This window comes from Halomonas sp. A40-4 (assembly GCF_015767635.1).
Taxonomy (GTDB): domain Bacteria; phylum Pseudomonadota; class Gammaproteobacteria; order Pseudomonadales; family Halomonadaceae; genus Vreelandella; species Vreelandella janggokensis.
In genome coordinates this window covers 724,485-742,098 of record NZ_CP065230.1, presented here as the reverse complement: position 1 = coordinate 742,098, position 17,614 = coordinate 724,485, and the positions used below count along the sequence as shown (strand labels likewise).

The 17,614-nt window shown below is 59.9% G+C and carries 17 protein-coding genes and 3 tRNA genes; 3 read left to right on the top strand and 17 right to left on the bottom strand.

Annotated features, from left to right (window positions below; genetic code table 11):
* Positions 1 to 318: 318 nt before the first annotated feature.
* Genes smc through ccmA form a run of 10 tightly spaced genes read right to left on the bottom strand, consistent with a single transcriptional unit; the run spans position 319 to position 10,875 of the window.
* Complete coding sequence (gene smc, locus IT895_RS03555; RefSeq protein ID WP_199284708.1) at positions 319 to 3,810, bottom strand: chromosome segregation protein SMC; 3,492 nt, start codon at positions 3,808 to 3,810, stop codon at positions 319 to 321.
* Between the two features lie 18 nt (positions 3,811 to 3,828).
* Entirely contained in the window at positions 3,829 to 5,070 is a 1,242-nt protein-coding gene (gene ccmI / locus IT895_RS03550) for a c-type cytochrome biogenesis protein CcmI (RefSeq protein ID WP_199284707.1), read from the bottom strand.
* Positions 5,067 to 5,537: a cytochrome c-type biogenesis protein gene (locus IT895_RS03545; protein ID WP_199284706.1), complete on the bottom strand. Its 471-nt coding sequence runs from the start codon at positions 5,535 to 5,537 to the stop codon at positions 5,067 to 5,069. Before IT895_RS03545 ends, ccmI begins: the two co-directional genes overlap by 4 nt.
* Positions 5,528 to 6,055, bottom strand: coding sequence for a DsbE family thiol:disulfide interchange protein (locus tag IT895_RS03540; RefSeq protein ID WP_199284705.1), 528 nt, complete (start codon positions 6,053 to 6,055; stop codon positions 5,528 to 5,530). The genes IT895_RS03545 and IT895_RS03540 overlap by 10 nt, the downstream gene beginning before the upstream one ends.
* Complete coding sequence (locus IT895_RS03535; protein WP_199284704.1) at positions 6,052 to 8,031, bottom strand: heme lyase CcmF/NrfE family subunit; 1,980 nt, start codon at positions 8,029 to 8,031, stop codon at positions 6,052 to 6,054. The genes IT895_RS03540 and IT895_RS03535 overlap by 4 nt, the downstream gene beginning before the upstream one ends.
* A 46-nt stretch (positions 8,032 to 8,077) precedes the next feature.
* Positions 8,078 to 8,566 (bottom strand): cytochrome c maturation protein CcmE, encoded by a 489-nt coding sequence (ccmE, locus tag IT895_RS03530; RefSeq protein ID WP_085918139.1) that lies wholly within the window; start codon positions 8,564 to 8,566, stop codon positions 8,078 to 8,080.
* Positions 8,550 to 8,759, bottom strand: a complete 210-nt coding sequence (ccmD, locus tag IT895_RS03525) for a heme exporter protein CcmD (RefSeq protein WP_309782254.1) — start codon at positions 8,757 to 8,759, stop codon at positions 8,550 to 8,552. The genes ccmE and ccmD overlap by 17 nt, the downstream gene beginning before the upstream one ends.
* Positions 8,759 to 9,499: a heme ABC transporter permease gene (locus IT895_RS03520; protein WP_199284703.1), complete on the bottom strand. Its 741-nt coding sequence runs from the start codon at positions 9,497 to 9,499 to the stop codon at positions 8,759 to 8,761. Before IT895_RS03520 ends, ccmD begins: the two co-directional genes overlap by 1 nt.
* Before the next feature lie 13 nt (positions 9,500 to 9,512).
* Positions 9,513 to 10,244: a heme exporter protein CcmB gene (gene ccmB / locus IT895_RS03515; protein WP_233337344.1), complete on the bottom strand. Its 732-nt coding sequence runs from the start codon at positions 10,242 to 10,244 to the stop codon at positions 9,513 to 9,515.
* Positions 10,245 to 10,254: 10 nt separating this feature from the next.
* Positions 10,255 to 10,875 carry a cytochrome c biogenesis heme-transporting ATPase CcmA gene (ccmA, locus tag IT895_RS03510; protein ID WP_199284701.1) on the bottom strand — a complete coding sequence of 207 codons (621 nt, stop codon included), beginning with the start codon at positions 10,873 to 10,875 and terminating at the stop codon, positions 10,255 to 10,257.
* Positions 10,876 to 11,207: 332 nt separating this feature from the next.
* Here ccmA and IT895_RS03505 point away from each other — a divergent pair, with 332 nt between their 5' ends.
* Positions 11,208 to 11,501 (top strand): LexA family protein, encoded by a 294-nt coding sequence (locus tag IT895_RS03505; protein WP_085918900.1) that lies wholly within the window; start codon positions 11,208 to 11,210, stop codon positions 11,499 to 11,501.
* A gap of 15 nt (positions 11,502 to 11,516) precedes the next feature.
* Complete coding sequence (locus tag IT895_RS03500) at positions 11,517 to 12,140, top strand: IMPACT family protein (RefSeq protein WP_199284700.1); 624 nt, start codon at positions 11,517 to 11,519, stop codon at positions 12,138 to 12,140.
* Between the two features lie 59 nt (positions 12,141 to 12,199).
* Here IT895_RS03500 and IT895_RS03495 read toward each other — a convergent pair whose 3' ends face one another.
* The 3 genes from IT895_RS03495 to IT895_RS03485 form a co-directional block, all read right to left on the bottom strand.
* Positions 12,200 to 13,522: a sodium ion-translocating decarboxylase subunit beta gene (locus IT895_RS03495; protein ID WP_066321323.1), complete on the bottom strand. Its 1,323-nt coding sequence runs from the start codon at positions 13,520 to 13,522 to the stop codon at positions 12,200 to 12,202.
* Positions 13,523 to 13,533: 11 nt separating this feature from the next.
* Positions 13,534 to 15,345, bottom strand: coding sequence for a sodium-extruding oxaloacetate decarboxylase subunit alpha (gene oadA, locus IT895_RS03490; protein WP_199284699.1), 1,812 nt, complete (start codon positions 15,343 to 15,345; stop codon positions 13,534 to 13,536).
* Between the two features lie 91 nt (positions 15,346 to 15,436).
* The gene (locus IT895_RS03485) at positions 15,437 to 15,694 is read right to left on the bottom strand and encodes an OadG family protein (protein WP_066321319.1); all 258 of its coding nucleotides are present in this window, start codon (positions 15,692 to 15,694) and stop codon (positions 15,437 to 15,439) included.
* A gap of 172 nt (positions 15,695 to 15,866) precedes the next feature.
* On the opposite strand from IT895_RS03485, the gene IT895_RS03480 reads away from it, so the two are divergent.
* Complete coding sequence (locus tag IT895_RS03480) at positions 15,867 to 16,817, top strand: tRNA dihydrouridine synthase (protein WP_199285398.1); 951 nt, start codon at positions 15,867 to 15,869, stop codon at positions 16,815 to 16,817.
* Positions 16,818 to 16,932: 115 nt separating this feature from the next.
* Here IT895_RS03480 and IT895_RS03475 read toward each other — a convergent pair.
* The 4 genes from IT895_RS03475 to csrA form a co-directional block, all read right to left on the bottom strand.
* Positions 16,933 to 17,009 (bottom strand) — tRNA-Arg (locus tag IT895_RS03475).
* Positions 17,010 to 17,059: 50 nt separating this feature from the next.
* Positions 17,060 to 17,136, bottom strand: a tRNA-Arg gene (locus IT895_RS03470).
* 17 nt (positions 17,137 to 17,153) lie between these two features.
* Positions 17,154 to 17,246, bottom strand: a tRNA-Ser gene (locus IT895_RS03465).
* Between the two features lie 121 nt (positions 17,247 to 17,367).
* Positions 17,368 to 17,556 (bottom strand): carbon storage regulator CsrA, encoded by a 189-nt coding sequence (csrA, locus tag IT895_RS03460; RefSeq protein ID WP_066321318.1) that lies wholly within the window; start codon positions 17,554 to 17,556, stop codon positions 17,368 to 17,370.
* Positions 17,557 to 17,614 lie beyond the last annotated feature (58 nt).

Sequence of the window (17,614 nt, the reverse complement as noted above, 5' to 3'; positions counted from 1 at the left end):
TTATCTAAGGCAAAAATTCGACTATACCGTCGGCGATAAGTGCCCCAATGCCTGCCTATTAATTAACTACCTTACGCGATAGCAACATCCTTTGCGATTGAAACCGGTGTTTGCAATGCAAGCTCGGCCCCTTTAAACATCGCCCTGCCGAGTACCGGAAGCCGGATGTGCTTAGCGCATTTTTTAACACTACTGAAGGCCAAAAACACTCATCGCCATATAATATAGATAAGTTTAGCGCCTTGAGTCACCTTTTTTAACGCTGGGATGTGGATCATTAACCGTTAGGGTAGTTAATAACGTTAACACTTGCGAGCATTAATCCACCATCGCTGTCGCTTCTTCAATCCCTACCGAGACCATCCGCGAGACCCCCGGCTCCTGCATGGTGACCCCCATTAATCGCTCGGCGGCCTCCATGGCAATTTTGTTATGGGTGATGTAGATGAACTGAACGTTTTCCGACATCTCTTTTACCAACTTGGCATAGCGACCAACGTTAGCATCATCCAAGGGAGCATCGACTTCATCCAGCATACAAAAAGGCGCCGGGTTTAACTGGAATATAGCGAATACCAGCGAGAGTGCCGTCAGTGCTTTTTCCCCCCCGGATAAGAGATGAATCGTGCTGTTCTTTTTACCCGGTGGACGCGCCATGATCGCCACACCGGTTTCCAATAAGTCATCACCGGTGAGCGTTAACCAGGCAGTGCCGCCGCCAAACACTCTCGGAAACAAGGTTTGCAATCCGGTATTGACCCGATCAAACGTATCTCTAAAACGAATGCGGGTTTCTTGATCAATACGTTTAATGGCGCGTTCCAGGGTTTCCAGCGCTTCGCTTAGCTCAGCGTGCTGGGCTTCCAGGTAGTCACGCCGTTCGGCCTGTTGATCATATTCTTCAATCGCCGCCAGGTTAATGGCCCCCAGGCGACGAATTTTGTCGGTGGTGCTTTCCAGATGCTCCTGCCAGGCGGTTTCAGTGGCGTCGTCGGCAAGCTGTTCTGCCAATGCATCGCCATCGTGGCCCAGCTCAGTGAGCTGCTCATCCTGAGTAGCAGCTTTTAGCGCCAGCGCCTGAACGTCCATTCGCCGCTGCTGCAGCTGCTCGCGGCTTTGTTCCAGATTACGTTCATGCTGCTGACGGGTCAGTTCGTCGTTACGCAACTGCTCTGCCAGCGTCTGGGTTTGCTGGCGGGTGTCGTTTAAACGCTGCTCCTGCTGTTCGCGCTGGTGAAGCAGCTCTTCAAGCTCATCGGCGGCAAGCTCGTCAGGTTCAAACAGGGTCTCCCGCGATGCTTCCAACTCTTCAATGCGCAGCGCCAGGCGCTCTTCGCTTTCATGGCTACGCGACTGCTGGGAACGCAGGCTATTAACCTCGGTGTTGAGACGTTCCCGCTCAAGCGCCAGCGCCTGTTGGCGGGCTTTCAGCGGTGCATGCTGCTGATTCAACCGTTCGCGTTGTTCGCGCTGGTGATCCCGCTGCTCGGCGCTTTCGTCGCGGGCCTGGGCAGCCATTTCCAGCTGTTCCATGGCCTCATGCCAGCGGGCACGCTGCTCATCGAGAGTAAGCGCTAACTCTGCTTCATCTTCCTGCAGTTGACTCAATTCTTCGTCAAGTTCTGTGGCTCGGCTTTCCAGATGTTCCAGACGCTGAGAAAGGCGCTGCTCGGTGACCGCCAGCTGCTGGAGCGTGGCGGCGTGGGCACGCTCTTCCTCCGCCTGTTGATCGCGGGTGTGCTCCAGCGTCTCGATGGTTTCACTGGCCGCCTCGCACTGGGCTTCAGCAAGCGCCAGCGCCTCTTCATCCTGCTCCCGGCGGGCCGCCAGCTCATCATAGCGACGCCGGGTGACCAACAGCGCGTCCACGCCGTCGCCGTTGGCCTGCTGGTGCAACCAGCCACGCCCGCGCCACACTCCCTCCCGCGTGACCACGCTTTCACCCGGGGCAAGTGTGGCTAATAGCGCATCCGCCTCGGCGCTGCTCTCGGCATAGTGAATACTTGCCAACCATTCACCCAGCGCGCCCGCCCCACTCACCAGCGCGTCCAGGCGTTGTCCACCGTGCAAGGCAGGCGACGCCCGGTCAATCAAACACCAGTCGGTGGCCAGCGCGTCGGGCAGGGCCTGCAACTGATCAACGGCAACCAGACGGGCATTGAGCCAGGGCGCCAGCAGCCAGGAAATCACCCGTTCCCAGCCGGGTTCGACACTGATGGCCTCCCCCAACCGTGGCGCCTCGGCAAGCCCGTGGGCGGCTAACGCCTCGGTGATGTGCGGGTCGTGATCGGCAAGCGCGGCATCAATCAGCGCCTCCAGCGAGGCAAGTTCGCCCTGTCGCTGACTCAACTCGGCGCGCTGTTGATCGCGGGCCTGGGTCGCCTGCTGGTAAGCCGCCTTGGCTTCGCTGTAGCGCTGCTGCCATTGGTCGCGCTCGGTTTGGAATGCCTCAGCGCGCTGTTCGGCCTCTTCCTTGCGCGCCTGGCATTCAGCGTGCTCACTGCGTAATTCGGTGACATCGGCAAGCTCGCCCCGCTGCTGACGGCGGCGCTGGCGTTCGGCCTGCAGGCGAGCAATGCGCTGTTCAAGGTCACGCAACTGATCCTGGCGGCGCTCGGCCTCGCGGCTGGCATCCCGCCAGTGGCTTTCGGCATCCGCCCACTGCTGCTCGGCGGCCTCCAGAGAGGGGCTGGCATCGGCCAGGGCCTGTTCCAGCGTTTCCAGCTGTTCGTCGAGTGCTTCGTGCTCGGGCAGCAATTCTTCCAACCGCGCTTCAATGGCGGCCAGGCGTTCCTGATCGCCTTCGCTGACCTGGCGCTGCTCGTCGAGGTCTCGCCGCGCCGTCTCGATGTCGCTTGCCAGTTGCGCTTCCCGGCTGCGCCGGTGGGCCTGGTCCTGCTCCAGACGGGCGATGCGGGTGGTGGTCTCAAAGAACTGCTGCTGGTGGCGTTCGAGGACTTCGGCCAGCTCATCGTGTTGCTCACGGGCCTGTTCGAGGCGGGTTTCGCACTGGCGCACGCCGAATACGTCCTTCTCGACGGCGATTTCCAGCTCGCGCACACGGCTTTCCTGCTGGGACTGTTCCGCCCGCAGGGCACGCCCGCGCAGCACGGCAAGCTCGCCTTTTAGCTGGAATTCCTGCTGCTTCAATGCCTGGTAACGCTTGGCGGCCTCGGCCTGACGCTTGAGGCGTTCAAGCTGCTTATCCAGTTCTTCGCGGATGTCGTCCAGGCGCTCCAGGTTTTCCTGGGTACGCCGCATGCGGTTTTCGGTTTCCCGGCGGCGCTCTTTGTATTTGGAGATCCCCGCCGCCTCTTCCAGGGTGGCACGCAGGTCATCCGGACGAGCTTCGATCAGCCGCGATATCATCCCCTGGCCAATAATGGCGTAGGAACGCGGGCCCAGCCCGGTCCCCATGAACAGGTCGGCGATATCCCGGCGGCGGCATTTCTGGCCATTGAAAAAGTAGTTGGACTGACCGTCGCGGGTCACCAGCCGCTTCACCGCAATTTCAGCGTACTGGGCATAGACCCCACCCATGGCGCCATCCCGGTTATCGAACTTCAGTTCAATGGAGGCCTGCCCCACCGGTTTACGGCCCGTCGAGCCGTTGAAGATGACGTCGGCCATGGACTCACCACGCAACGTCTTGGCGGAAGACTCGCCCATCACCCAGCGCACGGCGTCGATAATATTCGATTTACCGCAACCATTGGGCCCGACGACAGCCGTCATATTTCCGTCGAAAGGCACCGTGACCGGGTCGACAAAGGATTTGAAACCGACGAGACGTATTGACGTTAAACGCATGGAGACTTCACGTTGAGATTATTCAAAAACACGATCAATGGTCACCCTGATAGTCTCTCGTGCGTTAATCGGGCCAACGTCGACCCGGTCGACAGAGCCCCATAAATCCCCCGCCTGAGGAGCAGCCTGGCCGATTGGCGAAACACGCACCATCAGACGAACCTCACGCGCTTGCGATATCTGCGCGTCAGCCGTCATGGCCGCGCGGTCGTCCAGCACGACGGTCATTGGCAGTTCTGACACCAGGCCCTGAACCACCGCCAGTGGCGGCTGTTCGCCGTCTACATCGCGCGCAACGATAAAGACTTTATCATCACCGTCAACCTGACTTGCCAGATCGGGATCGAGCGACACGCTGACCCGCACCCCCGGGCCGTCTGCCTGCGTGACTTGACGGCCTTCTTCTCCCAGGCGCGATTGCGCCACCTGAATTCCCTCGCGCAGCGACGCGGCGATATCGGGATTCTCAACATTGGCCACGGCGCGCCGCCAGCGGTCGATTGCCTGCGCATAATCGCCAGCGTCGAAGGCGTGAATGCCGAGTATACCCAAGGCAGTGGGCTGACGGGGATCTTCCGCCAGCACTTCGTCCACAAGCCCCTGCACCTCGTCGGTGAGTTCTCGCCCGGCCATGAAAAAGCGCAGCTGCGCGAGCTGGGCTAACAGCGATGGCAAGCGCCCTTCGAGGGCGATCAAGCGCTCAAGCGCTGTCACGGCGTTATCCGCTTGGCCGGTTTCCCGATAAAGCGGGAACAGTGTGCTCCACAGGTTGGGGTTGGTCGGCTGCCGGGACGTCTGGGCTTCAAGCCGTTCTATATACATCTCCCGCGAGCCCTCCGGATGTTCGCGAACCTCCTGGCCAATGGCCCACAGCACAAGATCGTCTTCAGCGCCCTGCTGCTGGTACCACACCACGCTGCCCGCCCCCAGCGCGAGCATCACCAGTGGCACGATCCAACGCCCCGATACATAAGGCTTGAGCGGCCGACGCTGCAAGGTGGCGGTATCGTCCAGCAGACTGCGTTCCAGTTCAAGACGTTCTTCCGCCAATTGCGCTGCGTCGACTTTGCCGTCGGCGTGGGCGTTTTCAAGCGCCGCGAGACGCCGCCGAAAGATGGCGACATTTTGTTCAGCGGCGCTTTCATGCTGCTCAAAGGCCATTTGCTCGTCGCGCCACCGGCGCGCCGTGCGCAACGGCAACACCAACAGCCAGAGCGCGGGCAGCAATACGCAGGCAAGAGCGATCCAGAGCAGGGTCACGACGACTCCTTACGCTCGATAAGGGCATCCAGTCGCGCCTGTTCGTCAGGGCTAAGGGCCTTCGCCGAGGCGTGGCGACGAGACCTGACGATCCATGCCACCACAACGCCTACCACTACCAGCAGCCCGACCGGCAAGCCCCACAGCAAGTAGGTACGCTGTTCCAAACGCGGGTTATAGAGAATGTAGTCGCCAAACCGCTGCACCATGTGCTGGATGATTTCCGTATCCGATTTGCCCTCGTCAAGCAACTGATACACCCGTTCCCGCATGTCCGCCGAAATGGGCGCATCGGAATCATCGATTGCCTGGTTTTCACACAGTGGGCAGCGCATCGAAGCCGTTAGGTCGCGATAGCGCTGCTCCGTTACCGGGTCGTCAAAGTCGCGCAGCTCGATACCGGCCGACCACGCCGGTAGCGCGCATAGCAGCACCACCACCAGGCCTAAGCCGCGAATCAGCGCCATTTCTCCACCTCCGGCAGAAGACGGTTGCGAACATCCTCGGGTGATACATAGCCTTTATGGTGATAGCGAATGACACCTTGCGCATCGACCACAAAGGTTTCCGGCGCGCCAATGACGCCAAGCTCAAAGCCGAGTTCACCTTCAGGATCAAAAATGTTGGCCGCAAAAGGATCACCAAACTCGTCCAGAAACGCCAGGCCATTCTCACGGGTATCCCGGTAGTTAACCCCCACCAGTCGGATGCCCCGATCAGCCAGGTCAAGCAACTGGGGCATTTCCTGGCGACAGGCGGCACACCACTCTCCCCACACATTGACCAGTGTCAGTTGGCCTTGGAGCAACGATTGATCGACCCGCTGCTGCTCATCTTCCAGCGTCGTGGCCTCAAAGGCGGGGAAGTCGCGGGCCATCAGCGCCGAGTCACGATCGGCGGGGTCCTGGGACAAGCGCTCAAAGAAAAACAGCGCGAGACCTAAAAACGCAACGGGTAACAGAAACAAAAGCCAGCGTCGTTTCATGCCTGCCCCTCCTGGACCAATCTTGCCGGGCGCGTCTTACGATAGCGCTTGTCGAACACCGCCAGCACACCGCCCAGCGCCATCAGCAAACCGCCGAGCCATAGCCAGCGCACAAAGGGTTTGTACTGGATACGCATCGCCCAACTGCCGTCGTCCAGCTCTTCGCCCATGGCCACGTAAAGATCACGAAAGAGGCCCGGGCTAAGCGCCACCTGGGTCATGGGCATGCCCGTCGCCAGATACAGCCGCTTTTCTGGCTGCATCTCGAAACGGCGGCGACTGTCACCGCGCTGTACCTCAATAACAGCGGTATCGGCCATAAAGTTGGCACCGCGCCGGTCAAAAAGCTCGGTCATGGTAAAGTGATAGCCTGCCACCTCGACGCTGGTATCCGGCGACATGCGCACGTTGCGCTCCACCGCATAATGGCTGACCACCGTGGCACCGACAATCGTCACCGCCACCCCCAGATGGCCCAGCACCATTCCCCAATAAGCTAACGACAGGCTGCGCAGCCCTTTCCATATCGAGTGCCGATGACGCACTTTGTCGAACAGGTCACGGCTCAATGACAGCCCTATCCACAGCGCCGTTGACAACCCCAAGGTCACCCAGAGGTTCCATTCGCCGCGATACACCAGCGGCACCAGTGCCCCCAGACCCAGCGCGACCAACCCGGCCAGCCACAACCTGCGCACCAGTTTGCCAGGCGACGTCGATTTCCAGTGCGCCATCGGCCCCAGGCCCATGAACAGGCAGGCGATCACGGTCAGCGGTACAAACAGTGCATTGAAATAAGGCGGCCCCACGCTGATCTTACCCAGCCCCAGCGAATCCAGGATCAACGGGTACAGGGTGCCCAGCAGCACCGTCATCGTCGCGGTCACCAGCAACCCGTTATTGATCAGCAGCAGGGCATCCCGGGACAACCAGTTAAAACCCACCGTATGGCTGACGCGCGGTGCTCGCAGCGCAAACACGACCAGGGAAAGCGTGACGGTGATAGCCAGCAGCACCAGGATAAACAGTCCCCTTGATGGGTCGTTGGCAAAGGCGTGTACCGAGGTCAGCACGCCGGAGCGGACCAGGAAGGTGCCCATCAGCGAAAGCGAAAAGGTGGCAATCGCCAGCAAGACCGTCCAGCTCTTGAAGGAGCCGCGTTTTTCGGTGACCGCCAGCGAGTGAATCAGGGCCGTACCGGTGAGCCATGGCAGCAGCGAGGCGTTTTCCACCGGGTCCCAGAACCACCAGCCGCCCCAGCCCAGTTCGTAATAGGCCCACCAGCTACCCAGCGCAATCCCGACCGTCAGAAACGCCCAGGCGGCGTTGGTCCAGGGCCTTGCCCAGCGGGTCCAGGCGGCATCCAGCCGCCCTCCCAACAAGGCGGCAATGGCAAAGGCGAACACCACCGAAAACCCGACATAGCCCATATACAGCATGGGTGGGTGAATGATCAGCCCGATATCCTGCAGCAAGGGGTTAAGGTCTGCGCCATCGGCGGGGATGTCAGGCAGATGCCGCTCGAAGGGATTGGAGGTCAACAGGATAAACAACAGGAAACCGGCGCTGATCAGCCCCAGGACACCGAGCACACGGGCAAGCATGTCGCGGGGCAGGCGCCGCGACCACCAGCCGGCAACGCATCCCCAGCCCGCCAGCATCAGGCTCCACAGCAGCACCGAGCCTTCATGGTTGCCCCATACGGCGCTGAGCTTGTAATACCAGGGCAACAGTGAATTGGAGTTGTTGGCGACATTCACCACGCTGAAGTCGTCCATCGCGTAACTGGCCGTCAAGCAAACGTAGGCCAGCAGCACAAACAGGAACTGGCCGGTGGCCATGGGCTGCCCGTAGGCCATCCACAAGGGACGCCGCGTTGCGGCCCCGGCCAATGGCAGTATTGACTGCACAACCGCCATCAGTAGGGCAACGATCAAGGCGAAATGACCTATTTCGGGCAATATTCGGGTCAGCATGGGGACTCCGGCTGAACACGACGAACGATGGCGAGGTAGCGGGGCATCACGTATCGTCCTCGCGCGGCTGCCTCACCTCGGCGGCCCTGGCCTGAAAATCGGCGGGCGAGTAACCGGCCTCTTCCAGGGCCTGTGCGACCTCGGGCGGCATATAGTTCTCGTCGTGCCGGGCTAAGACGTCATCGGCACGAAAACGGCCATCCTCCTGCAGCTCCCCCACCACGACCACGCCCTGCCCCTCACGAAACAGGTCGGGCAGGATACCCTGGTAATCAACGTGCAGATCACCCACGTAATCGGTAACGGTAAATTCGACATTCAAACTATCGGCATCGCGGGATACCGAGCCGACTTTCACCATGCCCCCCGCACGGATGGAACGCGACACGGGGGCCTCGCCCTGGGCAATCTGTACGGGGCTAAAAAACAGATTGATGTTGGCCCGCAGCGCATACAGGGTCAGGCCCACGGCCACTGCTGCCAGGCTGACCAGCGTGACAATCACATAAAGCTTGCGCTTACGCTTTGGGGTCATCGTCATGCCCTCTTTGCTGCGGGGGTGAGGCTTGGCGGCGCGCTACCCGCTTGAGATGTTTGAGCAATTGTCGACGTTCCAGCCGGGCATGGAGCGTAAGGCCCAGCATAAACAAGGCCGTGATACCCCAGGCAGACCACACGTAGACACCGTGCTCACCCATGGATACCCATTCAGCCAACGAGGCCACCATCAGTTAACCTCCTCAAGCAACGCTCTCACCCATCGGGTATTGGCTTCGCGACGGAGTATTTCGCTGCGCGTACGGGTAAGCGTAAGGGCGATAAAGAAGCCGTAAAAGCCCACCACCATCATCAGCAGCGGCAGCCACATTTCCACCGGCATTGCGGGGCGGGAGGTCAGGGTAAATGAGGCGGGCTGGTGCAAGGTGTACCACCAGTCCACCGAGTATTTGATGATGGGAATATTGATCACGCCAACCATTGCCAGCACCGATGCCGCCCGCGCACCGCTATCCCGACGACTAAAGGCACCGCGCAGTGCTATCACCCCTATATATAAAAACAGAAGAATGAGCATGGACGTCAATCGGGCGTCCCATATCCACCATGTTCCCCAGGTTGGCACGCCCCACACCGCGCCGGAAAACAGCGCGACAAAGGTCATGGCCGCCCCCAACGGGGCCATGGCAGTCGCCGCCATATCGGCAATCTTGATTTTCCAGACCATGAAAACAAGCCCGGAAACGGCCATGGCGACAAACACCGACTGGGCCAAAAAAGCGGCGGGCACATGGACATAAATGATGCGGAAGCTGTTGCCCTGCTGGTAGTCGGCGGGGGCAAAGACGAGCCCCCATACGCTGCCGACCAGCAGCAACGCGGCGGCCACGCCCCAGCACCAGGGCTGCAGCGCTGCACTCCGGTAATAAAACCACTTTGGCGACCCCAGCTTATGTATCAAGCCCCACATACAGTGCTCATCCCTACCCGTTAATACTGATACGCAGCGACGCGGCGATGGCCCAGGGAGCAAATATCAGCGCTGCCGCCAGCAAGGCGCCAAGCATCGCCAGGTGAGGCAATGCGGTATCGCCCTGGATTGCCGCCTGAACCGCCCCGGTGCCAAAAATCAGCACCGGAATATACAGCGGCAGTACCAGTAGCGAGAGTAGCACGCCACCCCGGGGCAAATCGACGGTTAATGCCGCGCCAATGCCGCCGATGAGGCTCAAGCTGGCGCTGCCCAGCGCTAACGATGCCATCAGCACGCCGACACTCTGGAAAGGCAGTGCCAGCATGATACCCAGCAGCGGCGCCATGAGCGCCAGCGGCAAACCGGTAACTAGCCAATGGGCAGCCACTTTGGCGACACTCAGCGCCGCAAGCGGCTGAGGGGAAAGCATCATCTGCTCCAGGCTGCCGTCATCGAAATCACTGCGAAAAAGTCCATCCAGCGACAACAGTGTGGCGAGCAGCGCCGTGACCCATAAAAGCCCCGGCGCCATGACAGCCAGCAGCTCTGCCTCGGGTGAAATACCGATGGGAAATAAGCTAACCGTCAAGGCATAGAAGACCAACGGGTTCAGCACGTCACCGCGCCGACGGCGAACGCGATTGAGATCACGCACCAGGGTAGCGCCAAAGGCGACGCCCAGGCGCCTGGATGTCGGCTCGGCCAGGACCGCAACGCGCTCTGTGGTTTCTGAAGGCGGCAACTCTGGCTCCTTAGCCCAACGCAACATGACGCAGTGGATGGTCAATCTCGAGTACGTGATGGGTCGTCATCACCACGGCCCCACCAGCCCTGGCATGGGCGACCAGCTGCGCCTCCAGCGCCTCGACGCCCGCCTGATCGATGGCCGTAAAGGGCTCATCCAGTATCCATAGCACACGCGGAGTGAGATTCAGCCTTGCCAGCGCCACGCGGCGTTGCTGGCCTGCTGATAAATGCCCCACCGGAACATCTTCAAAGCCTTCAAGCCCCATGGTCGCAAGGGCGGCTTCGCGCTGTACCTCGTCGCTACATTCATCGTGCAACGCCTGGTACCAGGCCAGGTTTTCCAGCGGCGTCAGGCCCGCGCTCACGCCCGGCGAATGCCCCAGATAAAGCATGTTGGCGGCAAAATGTTCACGCCCCTGACCAAGCGGCTTGCCCTGCCAGTGGAGCGACCCGCAATAGTCATTGAATTGCCCCGCCAGCACTTTTAACAGCGTGGTCTTGCCACTGCCATTGGGGCCGGCTACATGCCATATATCGCCGCGATTGACGTCAATATCCAGCCCCTCAAAGAGCCAGCGGCCATCGCGCTCACAACCCAATTGACGGCCTTGCAAACTCAGCGACACATGCCACCCCACGCAATCAAATACTGTCTTGAACTCTACACTCAAAGCCATTTCCCCGCTAGTCGCGCCGGTCTTCGACGCTCGCATAGGTCGGTTTGCCAAACCACTGGATAATTATTTCTGGCACTGTATGCAAAAACAGGTTTATACTGGACAAACACTGTATGAAAGAACATGTAAAAACCTAACAACCGTATCGTGTCTACCGATAGATCTTGCCTAGGGACCGGGCGCTGATTTGGAGAAAGCCGATGAACATGTCGATGAACGCCGCAATACCGACGACTCGCCCGACGCCACCCCCCTGTTCAATCCCGTCGGCAGCAGCGCGAATGACTCGCCGTAACACCTATACGCTGAAGGTACGCGGCAACCGGATGGCCGATTGCAACCTGTTCGATGGCGACGTCATCGTGATTCGGCGCTATCAGGACGACAGTCAGGGCGAGACGGTTATCGCCGAAATCAATCAGCAAAGCCTCGCCCTCAAGCAGCTATCCATCAGCCGGGCGGGCGTACGCCTGTGGCTGGATGATGCCCGGCACCCCGAAGTGTTTTTGCATAATCGCGATATTCAGGTACTTGGCATGTTCATGGGAATTGAGCATCATCCCGTGACACACTAAATTGCCGGGATAATCATGCGCTATCGCGTCCCCCAACTGCCGCCAGGCACTTGGCATATTGACGAGATCGAGGTCGAGAAGAGCCGTTTCATTGCCTGGATAGCCCATACCCCTGAGCTTGACGCCGTGGAAGCATTGGCAAAGGCCGCCAAACAGGCACACCCCAGTGCGAGCCACCACTGCCTGGCCTACATTGCCGGCGCCCCGGGCGAGCAACAGCAGATTGGCTTTTCCGATGACGGCGAGCCCGGCGGCACCGCCGGTCGGCCCATGTTTCACTCGCTGCAAGGTAGTCAGCTGGGCGAAATCGGCTGCGTAGTCATCCGCTACTTTGGCGGTACCAAATTGGGTACCGGCGGGCTGGCCCGGGCGTATGCCCAAGCGGTAAACAAGGCACTCGACACCCTTGGTACCCGGGAAATCATCCAACGCATTCACTACCGGGTGCGCTTTTCCTTCGCCGACGAATCCGTTGCCCGCGGGTGGTGCGACGAACAGGCCATTCCCGTGGTCAACGCCGAGTATGACGGAAAGGGAGTGGCGCTCACCATCGGCTGGCCGAGTGATTGCGAGCTCGACTTGACACCGCTGGAAAGCCGCCTGAAGCAGTCCATTAACGCGCAGATCATCAACACCTAAGCAAAAAAACGGCCGCCCCTTGAGGGGCGGCCGTTTTGCTATGGGCCAGGCGCTTTAGCCTAACCCAGGTACTTGATCATTACCCCTGCGGCCACCGCCGAGCCGATCACCCCGGCCACATTCGGCCCCATGGCGTGCATCAGCAGGAAGTTATGCGGATTGGACTCCAGCCCCACCTTGTTGGCCACGCGTGCCGCCATGGGCACCGCCGAAACGCCTGCCGCGCCAATCAAGGGGTTGATCGGCATTTTGCTCACCAGGTTCATCAGTTTGGCCATCAGCACGCCTGCCGTGGTGCCAATCCCGAAGGCGACGATCCCCAGCGCCATGATGCCCAGCGTTTCCACCGCCAGGAAGCTATCGGCCATGAGCTTGGAGCCCACCGCCAGCCCGAGCATGATCGTCACGATATTGATCAGGGAGTTTTGCGCCGTGTCGCTTAACCGCTCGACCACGCCGCATTCGCGCATCAGGTTGCCAAAACAGAACATCCCCAACAGCGGCGACGCATCGGGTAGAAACAACGCCACCAGGATCAACAGCAGCAATGGAAACACGATTTTCTCGAGCTTCGACACCGGGCGCAGCTGCGTCATGGTGATCTCGCGCTCTTTCTTTGAGGTCAGAAGGCGCATGATCGGCGGCTGGATCAACGGCACAAGCGCCATGTAGGCGTAGGCGGCCACGGCAATGGCACCCAGTAGTTCAGGCGCCAGCATGCTCGAGACGTAGATCGACGTCGGGCCATCCGCCCCGCCGATTATGCCGATGGCGGCTGCCTGGTTGAGCGAGAAATCCATCCAGCCCATCGACGACAGCAGCACTGCACCGAAGAGCGTGGCGAAGATGCCGAACTGTGCGGCGGCGCCGAGAAACAGCGTTCTCGGATTGGCCAGCAGCGGCCCAAAGTCGGTCATGGCGCCAACGCCCATGAAGATAATCAGCGGTGCAATGCCCGAGGTAATCGCCACGGTGTAAAACATGTACAGCAAGCCATCGCCATAGCCCGCCCCCTTGGCCACGGCTTTTGCGGTAGCAAGCTGCTCGGCCGATGCGCCATTGGCCATCATCTGTTGAAGGCTCGTGCGCCAGCTCTCGATATTCGCCTGGCTGTCCAGGCTGCCACCCAGCGCCGAGGCGATCTGTTCCAGCAGCACGGGCCGCCCCACGTCAATCGCCTGATCCAGCGCGGACAGCGCCAAACCGGCTTCCGGGATGTTGGCGAGAATGCCACCAAAACCAATCGGCACCAGCAACAGTGGCTCAAACTTCTTGTAGATGGCGAGATAAAGCAGCAGCAGGCCCACCATCACCATCACGGCTTGGCCCAACTCCAGGTTATAAAGCCCGGAGCCTTGCCATAGGGTCAGTAATTTATCCATGTGGAGGGTCCTTAAAGTTCGATCAGCGTATCGCCAACGACAACGCTGTCGCCTTCACTGACGCTAACAGCCGAAACGGTTCCGGCACTGCTGGCACGCACTTCGGTTTCCATTTTCATCGCTTCAAGAATAATCACCACGTCACCCGCTTCGACGGTATCGCCCGGGCGCACATTGACCTTGAAGATATTGCCAGCGAGCGGCGCGGTAATGGCCTCGCCGCTGGGGGCCGGTGCTTCTTCCTTCGGAGCGGCACCGCCCGCGGACTGCTCTTTCACATCGCTGATGTCGCCGCCTTCAGCGACTTCCACGACAAACGCCTTGCCGTTGAGTTTGACGGTGTAGGTTTCCGGACCGGCACTGACGGCAGGTGCCTGGCTTTCTGACTGGGCAGGGACGCTGGCCGTTTCCGCCTCGGCGGCCTGGGGCTCGGGCTCAAAGGCGTCGGGATTGTCGCGGTTCTTGAGGAATTTGAGACCAATCTGCGGAAACAGCGCGTAGGTCAGCACGTCGTCGACCTGCTGCTCGCCGTCGGCCAGGCGAATGCCGTCGGCCTGGGCGTGATCTTTCAGGTCGCTTGCGAGCTTGTCCATTTCCGGCGAGAGGTTGTCCGCCGGGCGGCAGGTGATGGGCTCGCCACCTTCCAGCACGCGTTGCTGCAGCTCACTGTTGAAGGGCGCAGGCGCGGCGCCGTATTCGCCCTTGAGCAGCGCCTGGACTTCCTTGGAAATCGACTTGTAGCGCTCGCCCATCATGACGTTCATGACGGCCTGGGTGCCGACAATCTGCGAGGTCGGCGTGACCAGCGGAATAAAGCCCAGGTCTTCGCGTACGCGGGGGATTTCGGTGAGCACATCGTCGAGCTTATCGCCCGCCCCCTGCTCCTTGAGCTGGCCTTCCATGTTGGTCAGCATGCCGCCCGGCACCTGGGCGATCAGAATCCGCGAGTCGATGCCGCGCAGCGAGCCTTCAAAGGCAGCGTACTTCTTGCGCACGCCGCGGAAGTAGCTGGCGATATCTTCCAGCAGTTCAAGGTCGAGCCCGGTATCGCGGTCGGTATCCTTGAGCATCGCCACCACCGATTCGGTGGGGCTGTGGCCGTAGGTCATCGACATCGACGAAATGGCGGTATCGACGTTATCAATGCCCGCTTCGACCGCCTTGAGAATGGTCGAGGTGGAAAGCCCCGTGGTGGCATGGCAGTGCAGGTGCACGGGGATCGACAGCTCTTTCTTGAGGCGCGAGACCAGCTCAAACGCGGTGTAGGGCGTGAGTAGACCCGCCATATCCTTGATAGCCAACGAATCCGCGCCCATGGCCGCGATGGTCTTGGCGAGGTCAACCCAGCTATCCAGGGTATGGACCGGACTAACCGTGTAAGAAATAGTCCCCTGCGCATGACCGCCCACCTGGCGAACCGCCTTGATGGCGCGTTCCAGATTGCGCGGGTCGTTCATGGCATCAAAGACGCGAAATACATCGACACCGTTGGTTTTGGCACGCTCGACGAATTTATCCACCACATCGTCGGCGTAATGGCGATAGCCCAGCAGGTTCTGGCCGCGCAGCAGCATGGCCTGGGGTGTATTGGGCATGGCGTCCTTGAGGGCCCGAATGCGTTCCCAGGGATCTTCGCCCAGGTAGCGAATACAGGCGTCGAACGTCGCGCCGCCCCAGGTTTCCAGGGACCAGTAGCCGACTTTATCCAGCTTTTCGGCAATCGGCAGCATGTCAGCCAGACGCAGACGGGTAGCAAACAGCGACTGATGGGCGTCGCGCAGCACGACATCGGTAATGCCTAGTGGTTTTTTTGTTTCGTTCATGGCTTGGCTCGTAGTCAAGGAATGTTTATTTGTAGTAAAAATAACAAAAAATTATGCGGATTGCCCGGAGCGCCCCGACAAAAGATGAAAGTTAACGACGTCTTTTCGAGCGATAACGGTGCACTGCAGCACTAATCACGGCTAGCGTCTCATCGTCCTGTCCTTTCCCCCGGGGTGCAGGCTTGGCCCCGCCACCGGGCGCAACCGGCGCGGGAGCAGGCTGAAAACGCCGGATAATGCCTGACATCAAGGTCAGCAAAAAAACTAAAATCGCAAGAAAAACAAACACAAACCCCATACCTAACGCCATAAGCCCGAGGCCTTCCTGTAATAGTTCCGGGTCCTGCATAAGGCTTCTCCTTTCTGGTAGCGGATAAGACCATCAACGCGACCGCCCATTGACGCTTGGCGCAATGCTGGGAATACACTAACCTGCCACACCCCCTGAAGAATGCAATGGCGCGATGGTGTAAGTCATGGTTGTTAATTTACTACATAAAGGCGAAATCGGACTAGCCCCCATGGAGGGGGTGATTGATGCGGTCACGCGCGAGCTGCTGACGGTCAGGCCCGGGTTTGACTGGACAGTGACGGAATTTGTGCGTGTCGTCGATGCCCGCCTACCGCCTCGGGTGTTTTATAAACACTGTCCTGAACTCGCCCGCGACCAGGTTGCCACGCCCAGCGGTATTCCTGTTCACCTGCAACTCCTGGGCGCCGACCCGGTGGCTCTCGCCGCCAATGCCCGCCAGGCCTTGTCACTCGGGGCGCGCAGCATTGACCTAAATTTCGGCTGCCCGGCCAAGCTCGTCAACCGTCACGACGGCGGCGCATCGCTGCTGCGCCAGCCCGAGCGCGTCTATCAGGCCGTGAAAGCGGTTGCTAACGCCCTCGACGGCGAAATTCCCGTGACGGCAAAAATCCGCCTGGGGTTTTCTGACCGCCGCCTGGCCGTTGCCTGCGCCCAGGCCACTGAAGCCGGCGGCGCCGCACGGCTCGTCGTTCACGGGCGTACCCGTGACGAAGGCTACCGGCCACCCGCTCACTGGGAATGGATCGCCAGGATCCGACACCGCGTTTCACTGCCCGTGGTGGCCAATGGGGATATCTGGTCCCTGGAAGATTACTGGAAAGCGCGCACGCTCTCAGGATGCCGTGATGTCATGCTGGGACGCAGCGCCCTGGCCGATCCCTGGCTGGCGCCCAGGATACGACACTGGCAGAGCACCGGCGAGCGCCTGGCCGACACCACCTGGTCAATGCGCGCCAACGTTCTCAAGCAATACGCTCATCGTCAGCGTCAACAGTTGCCGAAGAAAGTGGTGGTATCGCTCGTTAAGCAGTGGCTTGCACAGATGCGCCAAGGCAACGCGGAAGCCAACCTTCACTTTCAGCGCGTCAAGCGGATTACCGATCTGGACACCCTGCTTGATAGCCTTGTGCTGCCAACCCGGATGGCCGAACCGGCATAAAAAAAGCGCCCTACCGTGAAGTGGGGCGCTAAACGAGCACGAGACTCAAGCGCGTGGCACTTGAGCCTGTCTAGAAAGCAGAAAACCCGCCCTTGAAAAGGACGGGTTTGGAATCTGGCGCGCCCGGGAGGATTCGAACCTCCGACCCTCTGATTCGTAGTCAGATACTCTATCCAGCTGAGCTACGGGCGCGTGGATGCTATTCCACGTTTGCTATATAGGTAAAACAACATCTAAAAAGGTGGCGCGCCCGGGAGGATTCGAACCTCCGACCCTCTGATTCGTAGTCAGATACTCTATCCAGCTGAGCTACGGGCGCTTACCTTGGTGTGCGGCTGGCGGAGAGAGAGGGATTCGAACCCTCGATAGGGCTATAAACCCTATACTCCCTTAGCAGGGGAGCGCCTTCAGCCACTCGGCCACCTCTCCTTAACGGCACGGCGCGAATATTACCGATTTGGCAGGAAGTTGTCCAGCCCTGCTCGGATTTTTTTCGCGCCGGCCTTACCTTACGCGTAAAACGCGGCACTATCGCACCATCAAACAGCGCTTATTCGGCTTCACTTTCACCGCTTCGTTCGCGCTGAATACGCTGGTATATCTCTTCACGATGAACCGCCACGTCTTTAGGCGCATTGACGCCGATACGAACCTGGTTACCCTTCACACCTAGTACGGTGACGGTGATTTCATCCCCGATCATCAGGGTTTCGCCGACACGGCGGGTTAGGATGAGCATGGCTGATCTCCTTCTCAGACGTTATATACAACGGGATGTGTCCGCCGGCAGCGGTACC

What these genes read in the sequence shown, in the direction of transcription:
- IT895_RS03485 (WP_066321319.1), bottom strand. Translation starts at nt 15,694, where the DNA reads ATGCAGGACCCGGAACTATTACAGGAAGGCCTCGGGCTTATGGCGTTA.
- IT895_RS03495 (WP_066321323.1), bottom strand. Translation starts at nt 13,522, where the DNA reads ATGGATAAATTACTGACCCTATGGCAAGGCTCCGGGCTTTATAACCTG.
- ccmE (WP_085918139.1), bottom strand. Translation starts at nt 8,566, where the DNA reads ATGACCCCAAAGCGTAAGCGCAAGCTTTATGTGATTGTCACGCTGGTC.
- IT895_RS03545 (WP_199284706.1), bottom strand. Translation starts at nt 5,537, where the DNA reads ATGGCGCTGATTCGCGGCTTAGGCCTGGTGGTGGTGCTGCTATGCGCG.
- IT895_RS03505 (WP_085918900.1), top strand. Translation starts at nt 11,208, where the DNA reads ATGACTCGCCGTAACACCTATACGCTGAAGGTACGCGGCAACCGGATG.
- oadA (WP_199284699.1), bottom strand. Translation starts at nt 15,345, where the DNA reads ATGAACGAAACAAAAAAACCACTAGGCATTACCGATGTCGTGCTGCGC.
- IT895_RS03540 (WP_199284705.1), bottom strand. Translation starts at nt 6,055, where the DNA reads ATGAAACGACGCTGGCTTTTGTTTCTGTTACCCGTTGCGTTTTTAGGT.
- smc (WP_199284708.1), bottom strand. Translation starts at nt 3,810, where the DNA reads ATGCGTTTAACGTCAATACGTCTCGTCGGTTTCAAATCCTTTGTCGAC.
- IT895_RS03500 (WP_199284700.1), top strand. Translation starts at nt 11,517, where the DNA reads ATGCGCTATCGCGTCCCCCAACTGCCGCCAGGCACTTGGCATATTGAC.
- IT895_RS03520 (WP_199284703.1), bottom strand. Translation starts at nt 9,499, where the DNA reads ATGTGGGGCTTGATACATAAGCTGGGGTCGCCAAAGTGGTTTTATTAC.
- ccmD (WP_309782254.1), bottom strand. Translation starts at nt 8,759, where the DNA reads ATGGTGGCCTCGTTGGCTGAATGGGTATCCATGGGTGAGCACGGTGTC.
- IT895_RS03480 (WP_199285398.1), top strand. Translation starts at nt 15,867, where the DNA reads ATGGAGGGGGTGATTGATGCGGTCACGCGCGAGCTGCTGACGGTCAGG.
- csrA (WP_066321318.1), bottom strand. Translation starts at nt 17,556, where the DNA reads ATGCTCATCCTAACCCGCCGTGTCGGCGAAACCCTGATGATCGGGGAT.
- IT895_RS03535 (WP_199284704.1), bottom strand. Translation starts at nt 8,031, where the DNA reads ATGCTGACCCGAATATTGCCCGAAATAGGTCATTTCGCCTTGATCGTT.